Source organism: Streptomyces sp. NPDC030798 (assembly GCF_055572275.1).
In genome coordinates this window covers 35,409-53,402 of the sequence record NZ_JBVIDR010000006.1, presented here as the reverse complement: position 1 = coordinate 53,402, position 17,994 = coordinate 35,409, and the positions used below count along the sequence as shown (strand labels likewise).

Here is a 17,994-nt window from a genome sequence, read left to right as displayed (position 1 = left end):
CGGGTCCGACCGCGGCCACCGCCACGGCGCCGGTCCTGGGACTGCGCTGCTCACGGCGGGACACCCGGCCGGCGCACCTCGAGAGCAGCAAGCCCATCCCGTTGTGGATCGGCGGGATCACCGCACCACGGGGATGAACGGCACATCGTAGTCGAGGTTCGGCGCCCGGGTCCCGTGCATGCCGGGCGCGAACTCGGCCCTCCGCCGACCGCGTTGCCGCCGACGCGGGCGCCGGAGGGCGCGGGGCCCGCCGAACTCGCCCGGCCCGGCACGGAGTTGACGGACGACAGGCACTCCCCGGGGCGAGAACCGTAGGCGTGCTCCCGGGGACGCCGCTCACGCCTCGGCGACCTCCGCATAGAGCTGCGACAGCTCCGGGACACCGCTCGCGGCCCACTCCCGGCCGGGCTCCACCACCTCCACCTCCCGGCCGGAGGCAAGACGTACGACGGGCTCGCCGTCGGGCCGGATCCGCCAGGCGGCGCCGGGTACGGTGCGCACGACGACCGTGCCGAGATACAGCCCCGCGTCGTTGCCGAGCCAGGGCAGGATCTCCGCGTCGTCGCGCCAGCGCGGCACCAGCTGGTCCAGCGCCTCCAGGGAGGCCGGGGTGTCGTCGAGGCGGACGCCCGCCCGGGCCGCCTGGGAGCGCAGCAGTTCGCATTCGGACAGCAGCGCGGCGATCCCCTCGGGGTCGGCGGGGAGCCCCGCAGCACCGTTCTTGTCGTGCCGGTGGCCCAGGAACGGAATGTTCATGGACCCAGCCTGGCATCAGACGTCGAGGTCGACCACCACCGGCGCATGGTCGGACGCGCCCTTGCCCTTGCGTTCCTCCCGGTCGACGTAGGCGTCCTTGACGGCCTTGGCGAACGGCGCGTTGCCGTACACCAGGTCGATGCGCATGCCCCGGTTCTTGGGGAAGCAGAGCTGGCGGTAGTCCCAGTACGTGAACGGGTGGTCGTACTTCAGCGGGCGCGGCACGACGTCCGTCAGGCCCGCCTCGCGCAGCGAGGCGAGGGCGGCGCGCTCGGCGGGGGTGACGTGGGTGGAGCCCGCGAAGGCGGCCGGGTCGTAGACGTCGTCGTCCGTCGGCGCCACGTTGTAGTCCCCCAGCACCGCGAACGGGCGGCCGCCCGAGGCGTCACCGGCGACGGCGGCCTTGAGGGCCTCGAACCACTGGAGCTTGTACGCGTAGTGCGGGTGCTCCACCTCGCGACCGTTGGGCACGTACACCGACCAGACGCGGACCGGGCCGCACGTCGCCGAGAGGGCGCGCGGCTCGGTCACGCCGTCGAAGCCCGGGTCCCCGGGCAGGCCCTTGACCACGTCCTCGATGCCGACGCGGGAGAGCACCGCCACGCCGTTCCAGCGGCCGGTCGCGTGCACCGCCGCCTCGTACCCCAGCTCGCGCAGCTGCTCGAAGGGGAACTGCTCCTCGGCGATCTTGGCCTCCTGGAGGCAGAGCACGTCGGTGCCGCTGCTCTCCAGCCAGGCGAGCAGCCTCGGGAGGCGGGCGGTGATCGAGTTCACGTTCCAGGTCGCGATGCGCATGCCTCACAACCTACCTGGCGGGTGTGACAAGGGGTCCGGGGTCACAGGTCGGCGGACGCCCCCGGGGCCAGCCGCAGGTGCTCGGCCCCGGCGAGGGCACCGATCTGGCGGTCGTAGATCGGCCGGGCCAGGTCGGTGAGCAGGGCGTCGTGGACGTCGTAGGCGCGCTGCGGCTTCACCTCGCGGACGTAGTCGATGACCTCGGCGATCTTGTTCCAGGGCGCCATGACCGGCAGCATCAGGGTCTCGACCGGCCGGCCGGGGACGGTGAGGGCGTCGCCGGGGTGGAAGACCTTGCCGCCGTCGACGAGGTAGCCGACGTTGGTGACGCGCGGGATGTCCGGGTGGATCACCGCGTGCAGCTCGCCGTGCACCTGTACGTCGAAGCCGGCGGCGGTGAAGGCGTCGCCGTGCCCGACGGTGTGCACACGGCCGGGGAAAGCCGCCGCGAGCTGTTCGGCGACGGACTTCAGGGTCCAGATCCGGGCGGCCGGGTCGTGCTCCAGTGCGGCGCGCAGCCGGCCCTCGTCGAAGTGGTCCGGGTGCTCGTGCGTGATCAGGATCGCGTCCGCGCCGACCGCCGCGTCCGGCTCGCTGAACCCGCCGGGGTCGATGACGAGCGTCTGCCCGTCCTTCTCGAGGCGGACGCAGGCGTGGGACTTCTTGGTGAGCTTCATGCTTCCCCATCCTGCCGAACACGGGGCCCCGGGGCCTCACTCGGCGGGCGTGGTCTCCTCCCGGATCACCTGCTGGGCCACCCGGAACGCGCGGTCGGCGGCCGGGAGGCCGCAGTACACGGCCGCCTGCAGCAGCACCTCCCGGATCTCGACGGGGGTGAGGCCGTTGCGCAGGGCCGCGCGGGTGTGGTCGGCCAGCTCCTCCAGGTGACCGCCGGCGACCAGGGCGGTGAGCGTGACACAGCTGCGGGTGCGGCGGTCCAGGCCGGGCCGGTCCCAGATCTCCCCCCAGGCGACGCGGGTGAGGAAGTCCTGGAAGTCTCCGGAGAACGCGTCGGCCTGCGCGAGCGCCTGGTCCACGTGCGCGTCGCCCAGGACCTCCCGGCGGATCTTCAGCCCGGTCTCGTACCGGTCCGGCGGCACGGGCGGCTGCGGCGGTACGACGGCCGGCGCGATCTCGGCGACCGGCACGGGCTGCGGCGGAGCGGCGACCGCGGGACCCACGGGGACGGCCGGGAGCGCCGTCTGACCGGTGTCGTAGGGCTGCTGCCAGGCGGTGGAGAAGTGCCGGACCAGCAGGTCGGTGACGGCCGCCGGCTGCTCGACCGGGACCAGGTGGGAGGCGCCGGGGACCACCGCGAGCCGCGCGTCCGGTATCCCGGCGACCAGGGTGCGGGCCTCGGCCGGGCCGGTGACCTGGTCGTCGGAGCCGACCAGCACCAGCGTGGGCACGCCGACCCGGCCCAGCTCGGGGCGTACGTCGAAGCCGGCGAGGGCCTCGCAGGCGGCGATGTAGCAGCCCGGGTCGGTGGTGCGGACCATCTGCACGGCCCACTCGGTGATCGCGGGCTGGGCGGCGGCGAACCCACCGGTGAACCAGCGCTCCGGCGCGGTCCGGGCGATCGGGTCGAGGCCGTTGGTCCGCACGACCACCCCGCGCTGACGGAACTCGTCGGCGGTGCCGAACCGGGGCGAGGCGGCCACCAGTGCGAGCGAGGCCAGCCGCTCGGGGTGGCGCAGCGCCAGCTCGATACCGACGGCACCGCCCAGCGCACAGCCGGCGTACCCGAAGCGCTGGACCCCGAGCGCGTCCAGCGTGGCCAGCAGCCGCGCCGCCAGCTCCCCGACCGACCCGGCCGGGTGCGCGGGCGCCCCGCCGTGCCCCGGCAGATCGAACCGGAAGACCCGCCACTGCCGGGCGAGCTCCGGGATCTGCCGGTCCCACATGTGCCAGGTGGTACCCAGCGAGGGCCCCAGGATCAGGACGGGAGCCTCTTCTGGCCCGTCAAAGCGGTATTGCAGGGTGTTCGACGGTGTCTCACTCACGCGTCAGACCCTCTCACGTCTCACGGACGCCTCTATAACGTAGGGGTGCGGGAGACTGTTCCGACGTTCGTAGTACGCCTGGGTACGGGGGTCGTGGCGCAGGCGGGTGAACACGATGCGGTGCAGGGCGGCGTTCGCCTGCCGGTCGCCGCCGTGGTTGAGCCGACGCGTGCTCCGGCGGCCGGAGGAAATGGTGATCAGCAGTGTGACGGCGCTGTCCGGGCCGACGCCCACCGGTACGAGTAGCTGTGGACGTGGCGTTCGACGAGCTGGGTCAGGCATTGGTTCAGCTCACCGCGTCCTCGTCTCGCCCACCGCCGGGCAGACCGAGGCGTGCGCAGGTGCGGAAAGCTCGCGGTTGCCAAGGCTGGACAGCCGTTCCCGCAAGGCGGGATCGGCGATGACCAGGACGGCCTTGAGCTGGTTGATCGCCTGGGTTGGCTCGCGCGGCGGCCTGAGCGTCGAGCGGGTCCGACTTCCCGAGCAGCCGGCGGGCCGCGCGGTCGGGCCGGTTCACTTCGAACACCTGGATCTGCTGGGCCGGCAGGTAGCGGGACAGGCCCGCGCCGAAGGTGCCGGTTCCCTCCAAGACGGCCCGGCGCACCGTACCCCGCTTGCGGGCCCGAACAAGAAGCGGCCGATAGCCGGAGGCCGGCACAACGGCACGTCCCGACCACAGCCGGATGACTTCGCACGAACCAGCGCTCAACGTGGTACGCGGCTGTCCACATGTCGTGTAGTGGGCACCGCCGGCCCGCCTGATAGACCTGTTCAACGCCTCGCCAAAACCCTCCAGGCGGTTCCCGGCCAGGCCGGTGAAGCCGACCCGGCACCGCAAGCTGGAGGACGACCTACCCCGCGTCCACGCCGAACGCGACGACCTCCGGTCCTGACCCAACAACTCGTCCGCGCCGTCCACGGCCTGGAGCTCGAAGGCATCGCGCTGAGGGAAGCGAACCGCGCTCTTGAACAGGCCCTGGCCGCGCGTCGCCCGGGCTGGCGCCGTTGAGCGGGGGGCCCAGCCGGTCAGCTGCCGCAGGCGCAGCCCGCGGCCGCCTTCGCCTCGGCCCGCGTCTGGGCCGGGTCGACGGACTCCTCGTCAGGGGTGCAGCAGGCCCTGAGGCCGACGCCGAACGACTCGGCAAAAACGTTCGCCACCGATCCGCCCGGACCATGACCAAGGCGTAGGGCGCACCGCGGCCAAGGGGGGTTTCCCCGCAGGCCGGACCGTGCGTGGCGGCAGGGTGAGTCCTGCCGGCACAGCCGCTGCACCCTCAGGCTTAGTAGGCCACCAGCGCTGGCAAGTGCGGCTTGCAGGTGCACCGGATGCCACATGGTCGTCGTGTCGCCGCAGGCACGGTGAAGCATCGAACTGGTCAGCCGGGAGTGGTCCCTTGCAGCGCTGAGCAGATCTGGACGTGTTCCATCGCCGACAGGCCCCACGCCGAACAGCGAGGAACCAATGATCGCCCAATGAGCCGGTCGCCCGAGACCAGGAACGTACCGTCCCCGGCCGGCGCTCGGGACAGTGTGATCAGGACACCGCGGTCAGCACTCACCTGAGTCAGACCCCGCCGTAGGGCCCTCCCGCCGACGCCGGCCCGGCACATCGCACGGCAGACCGCGACCGGGGCCCGGCCGCCGGCGGCATTGGCCTTCGAGCGTGTTGGCGATTTAGGCTGCGTCGGTTCGTGCCGTTCACGGCGGCAGCCCATCGACGGAGAGGAAAGCCGATGATGCAGCAGGCATCGGCCACCGACCCGGCTCCCGGGCGCCGCCCCGAGCTGGTCCCTGACCCGGATGTGGAGGCAGCCCGGATTGCGGCGGTGCGCCGCTACGACATCCTCGACACTCCGCCCGACGGGGCGTTCGACCGGGTGGCGGCGATGGCCGCCCGGCTCTTCGACGTGCCGGTGGCGACCGTCACGATCGTGGATACCGACCGCATCTGGTTCAAGGCAGCCCACGGCCTGGAGGGTGTCGTGGAGATCGGCCGTGATCCGGGCCTGTGCGGCTCGGCGATCCTGCGTGATGACACGATGGTCATCCCCGACACTCTCCAGGACCCCCTCGCGGTGGACAATCCGCTGGTCGCCGGAGAGATGGGGGTGCGTTTCTACGCCGCCGCACCGATCATCACCCCCGACGGGCACCGGCTGGGCACGGTCAACGTCCTTGACACCCGGCCGCGCTCGATCACCGAGGGAGACACCGCCACCCTGGCCGATCTCGCCGCGATCGTGCTGGACGAGATGGAGCTGCGGCTGTCGGCGCTGCGCGCCCTGCGCGACGAACAGGCCCGCCGGGAGGCGGAGAGGCGGCACGCCGAGGCGGAACGGGCGCGGGCGGAGGCGGAACGGGCGGCGCGGGAGAAGGCGGAGCAGGACAAGGCCGCCATCGCCGCGTTCGCCGCCACCCTCCAGCGCACCCTGCTGCCCCCGGCTCTTCCCGTGGTGCCGGGTCTGGAACTGGCCTGCCACTACCGCACCGCCTCCGCCCACGACGTGGGCGGCGATTTCTACGACGTCTTCCCACTCGACGGCGACCGGTGGGCGTTCTTCCTCGGTGACGTGTGCGGCAAAGGCCCCGAGGCGGCGACCGTCACCGCCCTGGCCCGCCACACCCTGCGCACCGCGGCTCAGATCAACGCCGACCCCGTCACCGTGCTGAGCGCGCTCAACACCATGCTGCTCACCGACGTCACCGCCGGCCGCCGCTTCTGCACCGTCCTCTTCGGCCTCCTGGAGCCCCGGGAGGACGGCGGCTTCACCGTCACCATCGCGACCGGTGGCCACCCGCCGGCCTACCACGTGCGCCCCGACGACAGCGGCGCCGTCTGGGTGCGGGCCGTACGCCCCAAGGGCGGGATGCTCGTCGGCGCCTTTCCCCAGGCACCCTTCACCCAGACCACGTTCTCCCTGACGGCCGGGGAAAGCCTGTTCCTCTACACCGACGGGCTGACCGAAGCCCGCACCACCGAGGGTGCCATGCTCGGTGACGACGGCCTGACCGGCTTCCTCCACCAGCGCACCGGGCCCGTCACCGCCACCTCCCTGGTCGAGGACAGCATCACCCTGCTGGCCTCGCTGCCCGACGGAGCCGGCGACGACGTGGCCCTGCTGGCCCTGTCCGTCCCCTACCCTTGCACCACACCCGACGGCAGTGTCGCTGCCACCGCCCACACCGCCGCCGCGCCCGAACACTTCGGCCAGGAGTGATGACCGACGTGACCGACACGCTGCAGCTGACCGTCCAGCACCCCCGTCCCGGCCTCGCGATCGCCATCGTCGCCGGCGACGTGGACACGCGCACCGCGGACACCCTGCGCCACGAAGCCTCAGGAATCATCGAACAAGGGTGCCCGCACCTGGTTCTGGACCTGTCACAGGTCGGCTTTTGCGACTCCGCCGGTCTGAGCGCGCTCATCGGCCTCTGGCACGCCGCCCAGGCGGTGGGCGGTGCGCTCAGACTTGCCGCCGTCCCCGACCGCCTGATGCGGATGCTCGTCCTCACCGGTGTCGACGCAGTCCTGCCGGTCCATGCCACCGCCGCCGATGCAGTCACCACCATGACCGACAGCCCATCCACCAGCACCAGCGAGCACGGCTCCATCACCCCCGCCTCCACCGGCGGCGGGACCAGTACGCCGACCGGGATGCAGCGCGCGGCCTGCGACAGCGCTCACAACCCCCCTGCCAACCTGAGCTGATCGCGCCGACCCGCCAGGGGGTTCGTACCAGCGACCGTCCCGGCCCTCCCGCCGGAGTATCGGGCCCGAGCTGATCCCTTCCCCGGGCACCGCGGCGCGAGCGAGCTGCTTGCGCATCACTTCGATCCCCCCGACCGACAGGCGCAAGTCATCGGCCTTACGTGCGAGGTCCTGACGGCCGACGGGATCATCAGCTGGCCGTTCGGATTTTCGCGATCTGTCGACGTGCTGCTGACGAAAGACGCGCGGGACGGCGAGTCATGGTGCCGCCTTGTCCCCGGCATCCGCCGCCTGCCGGGCCTGTTCGGCGTGGTGGCGCTCGACGGCCAGGGCGGCCGTGTCGGACGGGACTGAGCGTCCATCACGGCGCACCGATCAGTCCAGCGCCAGGTGCATACGAACGATCAGGCCCGACGGCGGGGTGCGCATCTCGACCAGGTCGCACAACTGGTGCATCATCCAGACGCCCCGGCCGCCGGCCGGGGACAGCGGATCGGGACGGCGCCGGCCCACGAGCGCGTCCGTGAGCCGTCCGCGGTCCCGCACCTCGGCGACCAGGGTGTCGGCCGTGCGCCACAGCCGGAGAATGCCCTCTCCTCCGCCGTGCCGCACCGAATTGCCGGTGGCCTCGTTGACGGCCAGCAACCAGTCGGTGTGTCGACGAGGGGACAGGCCGGCCGTCTGTGCCCAGTGCCCCGCGGTGTCACGGACATCGGCGAGGTCCTGCTCCGTGAAGTGCAGGACGAGTGGATCCGCCGGCTCCTCCAGGGGTTTGTCGCAGTCGCGGCACACTGTCTGCGGGTCCTCGTAGCGCGGGCTGTGCCGGTAGCCGTCCGGGGCTCCGACAACGGGGTGCGTGCGGTGCGCCTCCGCCAGCACCCGCTCCGGCAGGGCAGTGTCGTAGGGGCACAGAATCGTGACAGGCCGACCGTTGAACGCCAGGTTGATCAGCGCCTCGTGGCGGGTCGCTTCCCGTGCCTCCGCTTCCGTGCGCCCTACCCAGATGGGTTCGCCCACGATGGACGGGCGCCTTTGCGGGTGCCGGTCGGCGAAGTCCTGGAGCACCGACAGGATGCGCCCGGGGTTGCGTCCGGCCTGCCGCATGTCGACGAAGGTGACGTTCTCGTCCTCGACACCGACGGCTTCCCTGAGCAGCTGCAGTCGTGAACCGGGAACAGCGACCAGAACGGGGCGTCCGCCGGTCGCCTCCGCCTGGACGAACTCACCCACGCCTTGCAAGTACTCCTTCTCCGTGGAGTAGAAGAGGGCGGGGTGGTGGAAGAACGGATCGACCCGGCTCGTCGCCGGCGTCGGTGTGTACGGCGTCACCGGCCGGCCTCCTGCAGGCCGGCTCCGAGCTCGGGGAAGAGTTCCAGTATGCGGCGAAGCGCGGGCGGCGCCCCGACGAGCCGCAGCGGTGTCCCGAAGGGGCGTCGCCGCGCGGCGTGGGCGATGTCGGCCAGTGCGGCGACGTCGAGGTGGTCGAGGCAGGACAGGTCCAGGGTGATGTCCTGCGTCGGCGAGGCAGCGACAGCCGCTGACGCCGAGGCGGCCACGCGGCGGCTCTCATAGCCCGCCGATCCGGACAGACGGAAGCCGGGCCGACCGGCCAGAGGCACGACCGAGAGCCCGGGCCGGACGTGGGAGCGAGGCTCGGCGCCTGCCCGCGTCAGGTGGGCGCCCGTCAGTACGTCGAGGGCATCGGGTGCCAGCAGGCGGCGGTCGTAGAAGCACCAGGCCGTCAGCGGCAACTGCTCGAAGACCTCGTGGTGGATGCGCAGCTCGTATTCCAGCAGGCGCTCGGCGCCGGTGATGTGCCGGGCGCCCCAGGACATCTCGCCGATCACCCGCAGGTTGCCGTACCCCTGACCGAGGGCGGTCTCGACGGCGCGGCCCCACAGACCGATCATGGCGTCCGGGTCGAAACGGGCCCCGCTCAGGTAGGTCTCGTCGGCTGTGGTCACCACGAGCTGTCCGCGCCGGACCGCGGTGTCGGCGTCGATGCCACGCTCGGCGAGCGTGCGCATCACGAGGCGGGGGTCGGTGGCATCCGCGAAGTACTGCACCTGCTCGCCCCTGTCGAAGCCCGCGCGGACGAAGGGCACGAGGTGAGCGGCCCAGTCGTCGTCGGTGGAATACTCCACCGCGACATGACGGTCCGCCGCGGCCTCGCCGTCGTGAGATCCGCATACGGCGTGCATCAGATCGCCCGCCCTTCCCGCGTGACCCCGTTGCCCACCATGGGCGCCCATCACCCTAACGCAGGACTCGAAAGACTCGGGAAACCCTCACTCCCACCGGTGAACGTTCCATGAGCGTCACGGTGGAGCGGCCATGCCGTCACTCGGACGAGGCGGGGCTGCGGTTCGGCACCACGCTCGACCTGGGCGCATGTTTTCCCCGAACAAGATCCGCAAGGCTGGAGGGCTCCAGGTGGACCCTGTGCGTCTGGGACTACTGGAGAGAGCGGGTCGAGGCCGGAAGCGTCACAGGAATACAGAGAGGACCCCAGGCCGGGCGGCGAACACCGCCACGGCGCCGCCCGGGCCCGGTATGGACTCCAAGCTCCGGATAAATGCGTTGGACTGCCCGGCCACCGCTGATAGCGTCTGGGCAGCCGTGAGAGAACGCGAGGAGGTGAGACCCATGAAGGCTGTATCCATGTGGGTGCTCCCCCATGTCGTCACGGTGGGCGATTGACGTAGGTGTCGCCGGGAGCGCCTCAACAAGGCACTCCTGAAAGGCAACACCTATGAACTTTGTGCATTCCGCTCCGGGCACGGACAACCATCCGGTCGTGGTCACGCGGGTCTCGGACACGCAGTGGCACGCTGTGGAGGACGACCTGACGGTCGGCCGCGGTGTCGCTTCGCGTCGGCCCGACGGGCGGCTCTTCGTAAGCATCGACGCATGGCACGGCGCGGCCTTCGACCGCATCGCCGACGCGATGCTGGCAGACCTGCCGACACCGCTGTACACCGTCGTCGACGAGGCCGACCGCGACTCGAGGTCCGCCTGGGAGCGGGCCGGCTTCGCCACCGCACGCCGCGAGTGGGGCTATCTCGTGCCCACCGACCCGCACATCACCGGTCTCGGCTCGGTGCGGCCCCCGTCCGGCATGACGGTCGTGCCCGCCGGTGAGGCGGAGGAGGGCCCGCTGCGCGCTCTGGACCGCCTCATCCGCGACGAGGTCGAGGCCACCGTCGGATGGCAGACGATGCCCGCTGAGGTGCTGCCCCGCCCGGCGGGCACCACCCTGCTCGACCCATCGAAGTACGCGGTGGCGCGGCACGTGGACCAGTACGTGGGACTCATCCGGGTGGCCCCGCTGACCCGCCGGCCACGGATCGGGCTGATCGCCGTCCGGGCCGACAGACACCGCCGCGGCATCGCCCGGACGCTGCTGGCCCACGCGCTGGGTGCGCTGCACCGCTCCGGGACCGCTTCGGCATGGGCCGAGGTGGACGAGTCCAACGCGGCGGCCACCGCCCTGTTCGAGAGCATCGGTGCCCGGCGGACGGCCACCACCCTGGAGCTCGTCAACCGCTGACGATCCGCCACACCAGGCACCGAGCGACCGTTTCCTACCGAATTCGCCGTCACAGAACGGGAGAAGTGAGGGACCATGACCAAAACAGCAGGGGGCGTAGAAGCCGAAGGCACCGTCGTCGAGTGCCTGCGCAATGCCACCTTCAAGGTGGAGCTCCAGAACGGGCACACGGTGCTCGCCCACATCAGCGGGAAGATCCGGAAGAACCGCATCAAGATCCTCCCGTACGACCGGGTGCTCGTGGAACTCAGCCCCTACGACCTCACCCGCGGCCGGATCCGCTACCGGTACCGGGCGTAGCGGAAGGAGCCGGCGCCTCACATTGCCGCTGCTGCTGACGCGTCACGTGGGTCACCCGACGACTGCGGATCTTGCCGGTGAGGACACCGAGATGCAGCCAGAGGCGGTCGTACGCCTCCGTGTTGGCACGCAGCGGCCGCTCCTCGCCCGCGCCTCCCTGCCGGAAATCCCAGGTCTCCGGGGCCAGCCGGGCGCGGGCGAGATGCGTGAAGTCGTGCGGGGTGAAAGCGTCCTCGGCCACCGGTCCCGGAGCCGCGCCGGTCATTCGGCGTTCAGCCGGTCGCGCTCCACGGCCTCGTAGAGGGCCCTGATGTTGGAGCTGCCGAAACCGCGGGAGCCTCGTCGCTGGATGAGTTCGTAGAAGAGGGTGTTGCGCTCGTAGGGCGAGCGGCTGAACAGCTGGAGCAGATAGCCCCATTCGTCCCGGTCGGCGAGAACGTGGGCGGCCCGCAGAGAATCGATCTCCGAGTGCAGCCCATCGTGCCGTTCGAGGAGCATGTCGTAGTAACTGGCAGGCGTGTTCAGGAACTCCACGCCCCGGCCACGGAATGCGTGCACGGTGGGCACGATGTCGTCGACGAGGAACGCCAGGTGCTGGACGCCCGGGCCCGCGTTGCGTTCCAGGTAGGCGTCGAGCTGTCCGGATCCCAGGCGGGGGTCCGGCGCGACGAGGGTGAAGGTGACACGGCCCGACGCGCTGCGGACGACGATGGAGTCCATGGCCTGTCCTCCGACGTCCACGTACTCCGAGGAGTAGCGGGAGAACCCGAAGGCGTCCCGGTAGAGGTCGGCGTACTCCTCCAGGGTGCCGCCCTCCAGGCAGACGGCGACGTGGTCGAGCAGGCGGATGGCGTCAGGGCCGGACTGCCGTGTGCCCGGGGTGGGCTCGGGTATCCAGGGACGGTCGTCGGGCAGGACCGGACCGGCGTTTTCGGCTGCGGGCAGCAGGGTGTGGCAGACGTCCCCGAATCCCGAGACCACCGTGCGGCTTCTCGTTCCCGACGTGACGATCCTCGCCCCGGCCGCCGCTGCCGCGTCCCGGGTACGTACGACGTCGTCGCAGCGCAGGGCGATGTCCGCGACGCCGTCGCCATGGGCGTCCAGGAACTTCCAGGTCGCCGGACCCGAGGAGACGACGAGGCGTACGTCTCCCTGCCGCAGGAACACCGAGCTTCGTTCGGGCTCCGTGGACCTGGCCACCTGACTGAAACCCATCGCCGCCTGGAAATAGCTGACGGTGTCCTGTTCATCGCTGGTGAGCAGTTCGACATAGGCGATGTCGCGCACTGTCATTTTGAGAACCCTCTCGAAAGCAGAATGGCCAGGAGCGGCCCGCCCGAGCAGCAGCATTCCTGTGCCGTGAAATCAATCGGAGCGGCTTCGTCTCAATTGACCGAAGAACGGGATCGCTCAAGAGGAATACCCGACCACTATCTCGGGAGTGGCGCCGTTAATCAACGGCGTGCTGCTAGCAACTCCCGGCCGGCCGCCGGCGCTCGGCGCGCGCTGTCCCGTTGACGCACTCCTCCAGTTCCTGCGCAAAAGCGCTCCATTTCCTTGCGTACTGGTGCGCGAGTTGCGCAATAAGGGCGCGCCGGTGCGGTGGCACCGCGGCGATGAGCCGGGACCGTTCCCGCAGGACGACGGCGTTGTACTGGAGCAGACGCGGCAGGTCCCTCCGTCCTTGCGCCGCCGCAGCGACGGATCGCCCGTCAGCTGTTCGAGCACCGCGTCTGGATCGGGCGTCGGCCGGCGGTTTCCTTGGGACGAGGCCATCCGGGACGCGCGCGGCTCTTCCGCGCCCTCGGGCCCGCCACCCACCGTGGCCGCTGCCGGCTCCGCCCTCCCCGTGCCGTCCGGGACGGTTCCGTCCTCGTCCGCGTCTGCCGCGGGCCCTGCCGGGTGGTGCTTCGGTCCGGCCGACGGCGGTAGCCGGACGCGAGGCGTCTGCGGACGTCGCTCCCGGTCGCCGGGGAGAGCCCGACCAGTGCGGCGATGTGGCGCAGCGAGGCGTCGGGGTGCTCGGTGATGAGTTCCGCCGTCCGAAGCCGGGCCTTGGCGGCCTCCAAGGGGCGCATCCGGCCGTCCCGGCCGCGTCTGGCGTTCAACTGCGGCCTGCCCTCACTTGAACGAGCGCGCAGCGCGGCCACCGCCTTGGCGCTGAGACCCGATATGCAGGCGATCGCCCGGTCCGACAGGTGCGGATGCGATGCGATGATCCTCTTCACCGCGATCCACCGGTCCTTGCGGACAGCGGCAGTCCGTGGTCCACGTTCGCCGAAACGGCGAGCAGCGCATTGCGCGCCGGTTCACCAGGATGGGAGGGAAGCGGCTGGTGCACGGTCACGAGTCTCGCGACGTGTTCGGCGTCGCATCCCTGGGAGCATGGGGACTCGCCGGGCAGCCGTGAGGCGAGGAGTAGGACGACCACGGGTCTTCCGTCCGGATCCCGCTCCGGTCTCGGGAGGTCGGCGCACACGCGGGGGCCGGCGGCGTCGGTGACGGGGACCGGGCGAGTGTCTGCTTCCCGCAAGAAACCCTCCCTGTGGAACCGACGCGCCGGCTTTCGTCTCGTTCGGGGCCGGGTCGAGCCGCCGCTGTCAGCCGGTTGAGGTCAGCCCTCGACCCAGCCGTGCTTCTTGACGAACGCCGTCAGCTCTCGTCTGATCTCGACAATCTGAACAGCCGTCAGTGATGATGTGCGGAGGAGGAGTTCAGTCAGTTCCACGGTGAACTCGTCCTCGCTCACGACGTCGTCGATAACGTTGTCTCCCCCCGAGTTCCGTGCCACCGGAACTGGCAGTTCGGCCCCCTCGGCCAGCCGTACCGAGAACGCCTTCGGCCCCCTGTCACCGACGTCGACTTCGAATTCCACCGCGAGGCCGGACCTCAGGTAGGCCTCGGGAATGAGGAGGTCGTTGGCGTGCAGAAAGACGTCCTCCTCACCGTTGTCCGGGGCGATGAACCCATAGCCTCGAGCACCGTCGAACCTCACCACACGACCGGCGACCACACCAACCTCCGAAGACGTCGTCTCTGTATGCCACAACAGCGGAGCGCACTGATCCCGTCACTCTCCCGCGGCGGGACGGCGGGCCGACTGCACCTTCTCGTCGAGCTTCTGGGCGAACTCCAGCCACGTCTCCGCGTACTGCCGGGCGAGGTTCACCACCAGCGCACCGCAGTGCGGTGGGACCGCGGCGGTGAGTTCTGAGCGCTGGCGCATTCCGATGGCGTTCTGGTGCAGCAGGCGCAGCAGGTTCCTGCCCTCCTCCTTGTGCCGCAGGGAGGGGTCGCGCAGCAGCTTCTCCAGCATGGTGATGGAATCGGCGTCGAGCAGTTCCTCCTTGCGCTCGCCGCGCAGCCTTCGCACCCGCGCGGGTGCGTCGGTTGCCTTGCCCTCCGGCGCCGGCTGCTCGGCGGAGACCACCGGGGGCTCGCCGGCCCGCAGTCGCCTGCGGACGTCACTGACCGTCGCCGGGGAGATCCCCGCCAGCCGCGCGATCTCCCGCAGTGAGGCGTCAGGTCGCTCGGCGATCAGTTCCGCAGCCCGTCTGCGTCCTTCATCACTGCTGAGCGGGCGGACCTTGCCGTCCCTGCCGACCCTGGCGTGCAACTGCACCACCCCGCCGGCCTGGCGGCGGATTCCGGCCACCATCTTGGCACCCAGGCCCGCGGCATGTGCGATGGCCCGATCGGACAGGTGCGGGTGCGAGGCGACGATCTTGGCCGCGGCGGCCCGACGGTCGGCCTGCGACAGTGGAAGACCATGCGTCACGTTCGCCTGCACCGCATGCAGGAACGCGTCCTCGGTGCTGCCCTCGAAGAATTTCACACTGATCATCTGGTCGCCTCGAACGAAGGCGGCCATCAGACGGTGCATTCCGTCGATCACCCGCATGGTGCGGCGGTCGACGAGAATGGGCGGAAGAGCGTCTTCGACTTCGGCGAGGCGAGCGACGTGTTCCGTGTCCGGCCCTTCGGACCGGGGTGAAATGCCGGGAAGTAGATTCGATATGGGTACCCACTCGGGGCTTGGCCGCTCCTGAGGCGACGGTGATCCGGACTCCGACGTTCCGGATTCATCGCCACCGGTGCCCGTGCTGTGGGCATCGGCGGCCGATGGAGGGTAGACGACAGCGTGAGGAACTCCGACTGGAACTGGCTGATGCAAACTGCTCACCCCGTTGGTTGACTGCTCAGGACCTGACGCGCGCGGGATCTCAGGGCAAGGGAATTCCACCTCACCGCCGGGCCACGCCGTCCCGACCATCGACAGTAAGCACTGGGTCGGCCGTGAGGATCAGACGAAACAAAGGGTTCCGGTCACATTGCGCTCGAGTAGAAAACTACTCTTAATGCAGGTCAAAGCGACAAGAACCGACCTGCCGGATACGCCCCCGCCCCGCTCTTCGATTTGCCGGTTGGTCACTGGTAATGATCATGTGTACCGCATGTCATTGTCGAGTCCTCAAGCTTCAACCAGCGAAATCCTTAGGGATTCATTACCGATTTTTGAGGGGACCATTCCGCGTTGGCCAGTGGCGCTCCGCGCCTCCGACAGTCCTTTTGGTCAACGATCCAGTTTTCACGGTGGGCCCGCCGGAATCTCACCGGCCTAACAGGGCCTGGTCGGGCTTTCCGGACGTCGGCCTTGACGAAGTCACGGTCCGTCCAGCCCTGCCGCGGTGTTCCCCACCGACGGCGCCTGACGGTACGAGGCCAGGACCGGCTGTCGGCCCGGCGCGTCCCCCGACGAGTCCGCATCGGATCATCCCACTGCCCGCGGTCCGGTGCCGTTTCATCCCGTCGGCGTACGCCCGCGGGCCGAGACCATCACCGAATGCGCCAGCCCTGGGAGTGGAGCGCGTCCTCCAGAGCAGGTGCGGCGCGCTGGTCGACGCTCAGCCGGACGACGCCGGTGAGCCGACCCGTGGAGTGTTCCAGGTGGATGTCCTCGATATTGACGCCGGATCGGTCGGCGTCGGCGAACAGCCGGGCCAGCTGGCCGGGTTGGTCGCCCACCACCACTCCGAGCGTCCGGTAGCGGGCGGGCCGGATGCCGTGCTTGCCGGCGATGCGCCGACGGCCCGACCTGCCCTGACGCAGCAGGGCGTCGACGCACTGTCGGCCGGCATCGCGTTTGGCCTCATCCGTGGCCGCCATGGCGCGCAGGGCGGCCACAGCGTCCCCCAGGTCGGAGCCCAGCTCTTCCAAGATGTCGGCGACGACACCTGCGTTGGCCGAGAGGATGTCCACCCATAGGTCCGGGTCACCGCCCGCGATCCGGGTGAGGTCCCGCACGCCCGGCCCGGCGAGGCTCACCGCCCGTTCCCCCGCCTTCGCAAGGCGCTTGGCGACCAACGCCGCCACGACGTGCGGGGCGTGGGAGACGAGGCCGACCGCGCGGTCGTGCTCGGCGGCCGCCATCACGACGGGGGTGCCCCCGCAGGTCGCCACCATCTCCAGGGCGGTGTTGAGCGTCTCCGTGCCGGTGTCCGGCGTCGGTGTGAGCACCCAGGTGCAGCCTTCGAACAGGTCGGCGCGGGCGGCTGTGGGTCCGCTGACTTCTCCGCCGGCCATGGGATGACCGCCGATGTAGCGGGTGGTGTCGCAGCCGAGCACGACGACGTCCTCCCGCGGCTCCGCCTTGACGCTTGCCACGTCGGTGTAGTGGCGGGCGATCCCGGCCGCCTGAGCGTCGGCCAGGACGCTGCCGACCAGGGCGGGAGGCACCGCCAGCACAGCCAGGTCGACAGCCGCGGTCGGGGCCTCCACGGTCCCGGCGCCCAGGGATGCGGCGATGCGGGCCGCCTCGGGATCCGCGTCCCGCAGGTGCACCGCCACGCCCTGGGCGCTGAGCGCGAGCGCGACGGACGTTCCGATGAGTCCGGTGCCGACCACAACTACGGAGCGCATGACAGCTACTTCCTTCTCCGGCGGTGCGGTGGCCGGTGTCAAAGGCGGCGGGCGGGATCATCCGGCGGTCAGCCGGTGGTGGTTCCCCGCTTTCCGCGGGGCCAGGACCTGTGCGGCATCGCCGCCGCACCCGCCCCGCTGGACGAGTTCGATGCAGAGGGCGCCGCTCAGACGGGGAGGGCGTGCGGCGGCGACGTCATCGACCAGGAAGGACAGCTGCCGCACGCCGGGCCTGTCATCGTGCCCTGCGTGTGCGGTGGACTCCCCTGTCAGAGGGCGTGGTTGATGCCGGAAGAGGGTGAAGGTCGTGCCGCGGCCGGCGCTGTCCAGGAGGACGGCTGACGGTTCCTGCGCAGCCCCGGAGGCGTTTTCCGGCCGCTGCCGGACGAATCCCAAGACGTCCACGTAGAGTGGAAGGTAGGCCTCCGGATCCGGCCCGTCGACCGCGATGCTCACTCGGTCGAGCCGCCAGCTCCCTTCAGTCGACGGCCCGAGATCCTGGGGCAGTTCGACCCAGCGGTGGCCCGTCGGCAACAGGTTCGCGGTCCGGGTGGCCGGCAGCAGGGTGTGGGTGAGGCCACCGGGCCCGGACAGGATCGGGTTGCCGCGCAGGGAACCGGTCAGGCCGGCGCCGGCCCGCACGGCCCGCTGCGCCGTCGCCGTGACGTCGGCACAGAGCAGGGCGATGTCCGCGACGCCCTCCCCGTGCGTGTCCAGGAACTTCCAGGTCGCGGGACCCGAGGTGATGACGAGGTGGGCGGCGCCCTGCCGAAGCAGCAGAGAACTGCGGTCCGGCGCCACCGAGTCCGCCACGCAGGTGAAGCCCAGCGAGGCAAAGGAGTGGGCGGTCTGCTGCTTGTCCTTGGCGTACAGCTCGACGTAGGCGATTTCGCGCGCTGCCATGCCTGTCCTTCCTGCGAGCGATGGGGCGGAGGCCGGCGGGCCGGGCGCTCCGGGGGATC

General features: G+C 70.7%; 18 protein-coding genes. 5 read left to right on the top strand and 13 right to left on the bottom strand.

Features of this window, described 5'->3' with window-relative positions; genetic code table 11:
* Positions 1-336: 336 nt before the first annotated feature.
* The 6 genes from ACZ404_RS15440 to ACZ404_RS15415 all read right to left on the bottom strand — a co-directional run bounded on the left by ACZ404_RS15440 (position 337) and on the right by ACZ404_RS15415 (position 4,712).
* Positions 337-756, bottom strand: coding sequence for a DUF6278 family protein (locus tag ACZ404_RS15440; RefSeq protein WP_468439921.1), 420 nt, complete (start codon positions 754-756; stop codon positions 337-339).
* Positions 757-771: 15 nt separating this feature from the next.
* The gene (locus ACZ404_RS15435) at positions 772-1,551 is read right to left on the bottom strand and encodes an exodeoxyribonuclease III (RefSeq protein ID WP_468439919.1); all 780 of its coding nucleotides are present in this window, start codon (positions 1,549-1,551) and stop codon (positions 772-774) included.
* A 41-nt stretch (positions 1,552-1,592) separates the two neighbouring features.
* Positions 1,593-2,228, bottom strand: coding sequence for an MBL fold metallo-hydrolase (locus ACZ404_RS15430; protein ID WP_468439917.1), 636 nt, complete (start codon positions 2,226-2,228; stop codon positions 1,593-1,595).
* 36 nt (positions 2,229-2,264) lie between these two features.
* Positions 2,265-3,554 (bottom strand): bifunctional 3-oxoadipate enol-lactonase/4-carboxymuconolactone decarboxylase PcaDC, encoded by a 1,290-nt coding sequence (pcaDC, locus tag ACZ404_RS15425; protein ID WP_468439915.1) that lies wholly within the window; start codon positions 3,552-3,554, stop codon positions 2,265-2,267.
* Positions 3,555-3,557: 3 nt separating this feature from the next.
* A complete protein-coding gene (locus tag ACZ404_RS15420) occupies positions 3,558-3,836 on the bottom strand; it encodes a transposase (protein WP_468439913.1) in 279 nt (92 codons plus the stop codon).
* Positions 3,837-4,580: 744 nt separating this feature from the next.
* The gene (locus tag ACZ404_RS15415) at positions 4,581-4,712 is read right to left on the bottom strand and encodes a hypothetical protein (RefSeq protein ID WP_468439911.1); all 132 of its coding nucleotides are present in this window, start codon (positions 4,710-4,712) and stop codon (positions 4,581-4,583) included.
* A gap of 575 nt (positions 4,713-5,287) precedes the next feature.
* Between ACZ404_RS15415 and ACZ404_RS15410 the strand changes: the two genes are divergently transcribed.
* The 3 genes from ACZ404_RS15410 to ACZ404_RS15400 all read left to right on the top strand — a co-directional run bounded on the left by ACZ404_RS15410 (position 5,288) and on the right by ACZ404_RS15400 (position 7,617).
* Complete coding sequence (locus ACZ404_RS15410; protein ID WP_468439909.1) at positions 5,288-6,772, top strand: PP2C family protein-serine/threonine phosphatase; 1,485 nt, start codon at positions 5,288-5,290, stop codon at positions 6,770-6,772.
* On the top strand, positions 6,772-7,263 hold the full coding sequence (locus ACZ404_RS15405; RefSeq protein ID WP_468439907.1) for an STAS domain-containing protein: 492 nt from the start codon (positions 6,772-6,774) through the stop codon (positions 7,261-7,263). The genes ACZ404_RS15410 and ACZ404_RS15405 overlap by 1 nt, the downstream gene beginning before the upstream one ends.
* Before the next feature lie 225 nt (positions 7,264-7,488).
* Positions 7,489-7,617: a hypothetical protein gene (locus ACZ404_RS15400; RefSeq protein WP_468439905.1), complete on the top strand. Its 129-nt coding sequence runs from the start codon at positions 7,489-7,491 to the stop codon at positions 7,615-7,617.
* Positions 7,618-7,638: 21 nt separating this feature from the next.
* On the opposite strand, the gene ACZ404_RS15395 is transcribed toward ACZ404_RS15400, so the two are convergent.
* Both ACZ404_RS15395 and ACZ404_RS15390 read right to left on the bottom strand, forming a co-directional pair.
* Entirely contained in the window at positions 7,639-8,592 is a 954-nt protein-coding gene (locus ACZ404_RS15395; RefSeq protein WP_468439903.1) for an anti-sigma factor RsbA family regulatory protein, read from the bottom strand.
* Positions 8,589-9,407: an MEDS domain-containing protein gene (locus tag ACZ404_RS15390; RefSeq protein WP_468439900.1), complete on the bottom strand. Its 819-nt coding sequence runs from the start codon at positions 9,405-9,407 to the stop codon at positions 8,589-8,591. Before ACZ404_RS15390 ends, ACZ404_RS15395 begins: the two co-directional genes overlap by 4 nt.
* Positions 9,408-10,015: 608 nt before the next feature.
* Between ACZ404_RS15390 and ACZ404_RS15385 the strand changes: the two genes are divergently transcribed.
* Positions 10,016-10,813 carry a GNAT family N-acetyltransferase gene (locus ACZ404_RS15385; protein ID WP_468439898.1) on the top strand — a complete coding sequence of 266 codons (798 nt, stop codon included), beginning with the start codon at positions 10,016-10,018 and terminating at the stop codon, positions 10,811-10,813.
* A gap of 75 nt (positions 10,814-10,888) precedes the next feature.
* Positions 10,889-11,113, top strand: a complete 225-nt coding sequence (gene infA / locus ACZ404_RS15380) for a translation initiation factor IF-1 (RefSeq protein ID WP_103817901.1) — start codon at positions 10,889-10,891, stop codon at positions 11,111-11,113.
* 261 nt (positions 11,114-11,374) lie between these two features.
* Here the strand turns inward: infA and hppD are convergent, their stop codons facing one another.
* The 5 genes from hppD to ACZ404_RS15355 form a co-directional block, all read right to left on the bottom strand.
* The gene (gene hppD, locus ACZ404_RS15375) at positions 11,375-12,406 is read right to left on the bottom strand and encodes a 4-hydroxyphenylpyruvate dioxygenase (RefSeq protein WP_468439895.1); all 1,032 of its coding nucleotides are present in this window, start codon (positions 12,404-12,406) and stop codon (positions 11,375-11,377) included.
* A 1,321-nt stretch (positions 12,407-13,727) separates the two neighbouring features.
* Positions 13,728-14,126, bottom strand: coding sequence for a cold-shock protein (locus ACZ404_RS15370; RefSeq protein WP_468439893.1), 399 nt, complete (start codon positions 14,124-14,126; stop codon positions 13,728-13,730).
* A 57-nt stretch (positions 14,127-14,183) separates the two neighbouring features.
* Positions 14,184-14,957, bottom strand: a complete 774-nt coding sequence (locus ACZ404_RS15365; protein WP_468439891.1) for a transposase — start codon at positions 14,955-14,957, stop codon at positions 14,184-14,186.
* Positions 14,958-15,949: 992 nt separating this feature from the next.
* The gene (locus tag ACZ404_RS15360) at positions 15,950-17,074 is read right to left on the bottom strand and encodes a prephenate dehydrogenase (protein WP_468439889.1); all 1,125 of its coding nucleotides are present in this window, start codon (positions 17,072-17,074) and stop codon (positions 15,950-15,952) included.
* A gap of 15 nt (positions 17,075-17,089) precedes the next feature.
* Entirely contained in the window at positions 17,090-17,935 is an 846-nt protein-coding gene (locus ACZ404_RS15355) for a 4-hydroxyphenylpyruvate dioxygenase (protein WP_468439887.1), read from the bottom strand.
* Between the last annotated feature and the right edge of the window lie 59 nt (positions 17,936-17,994).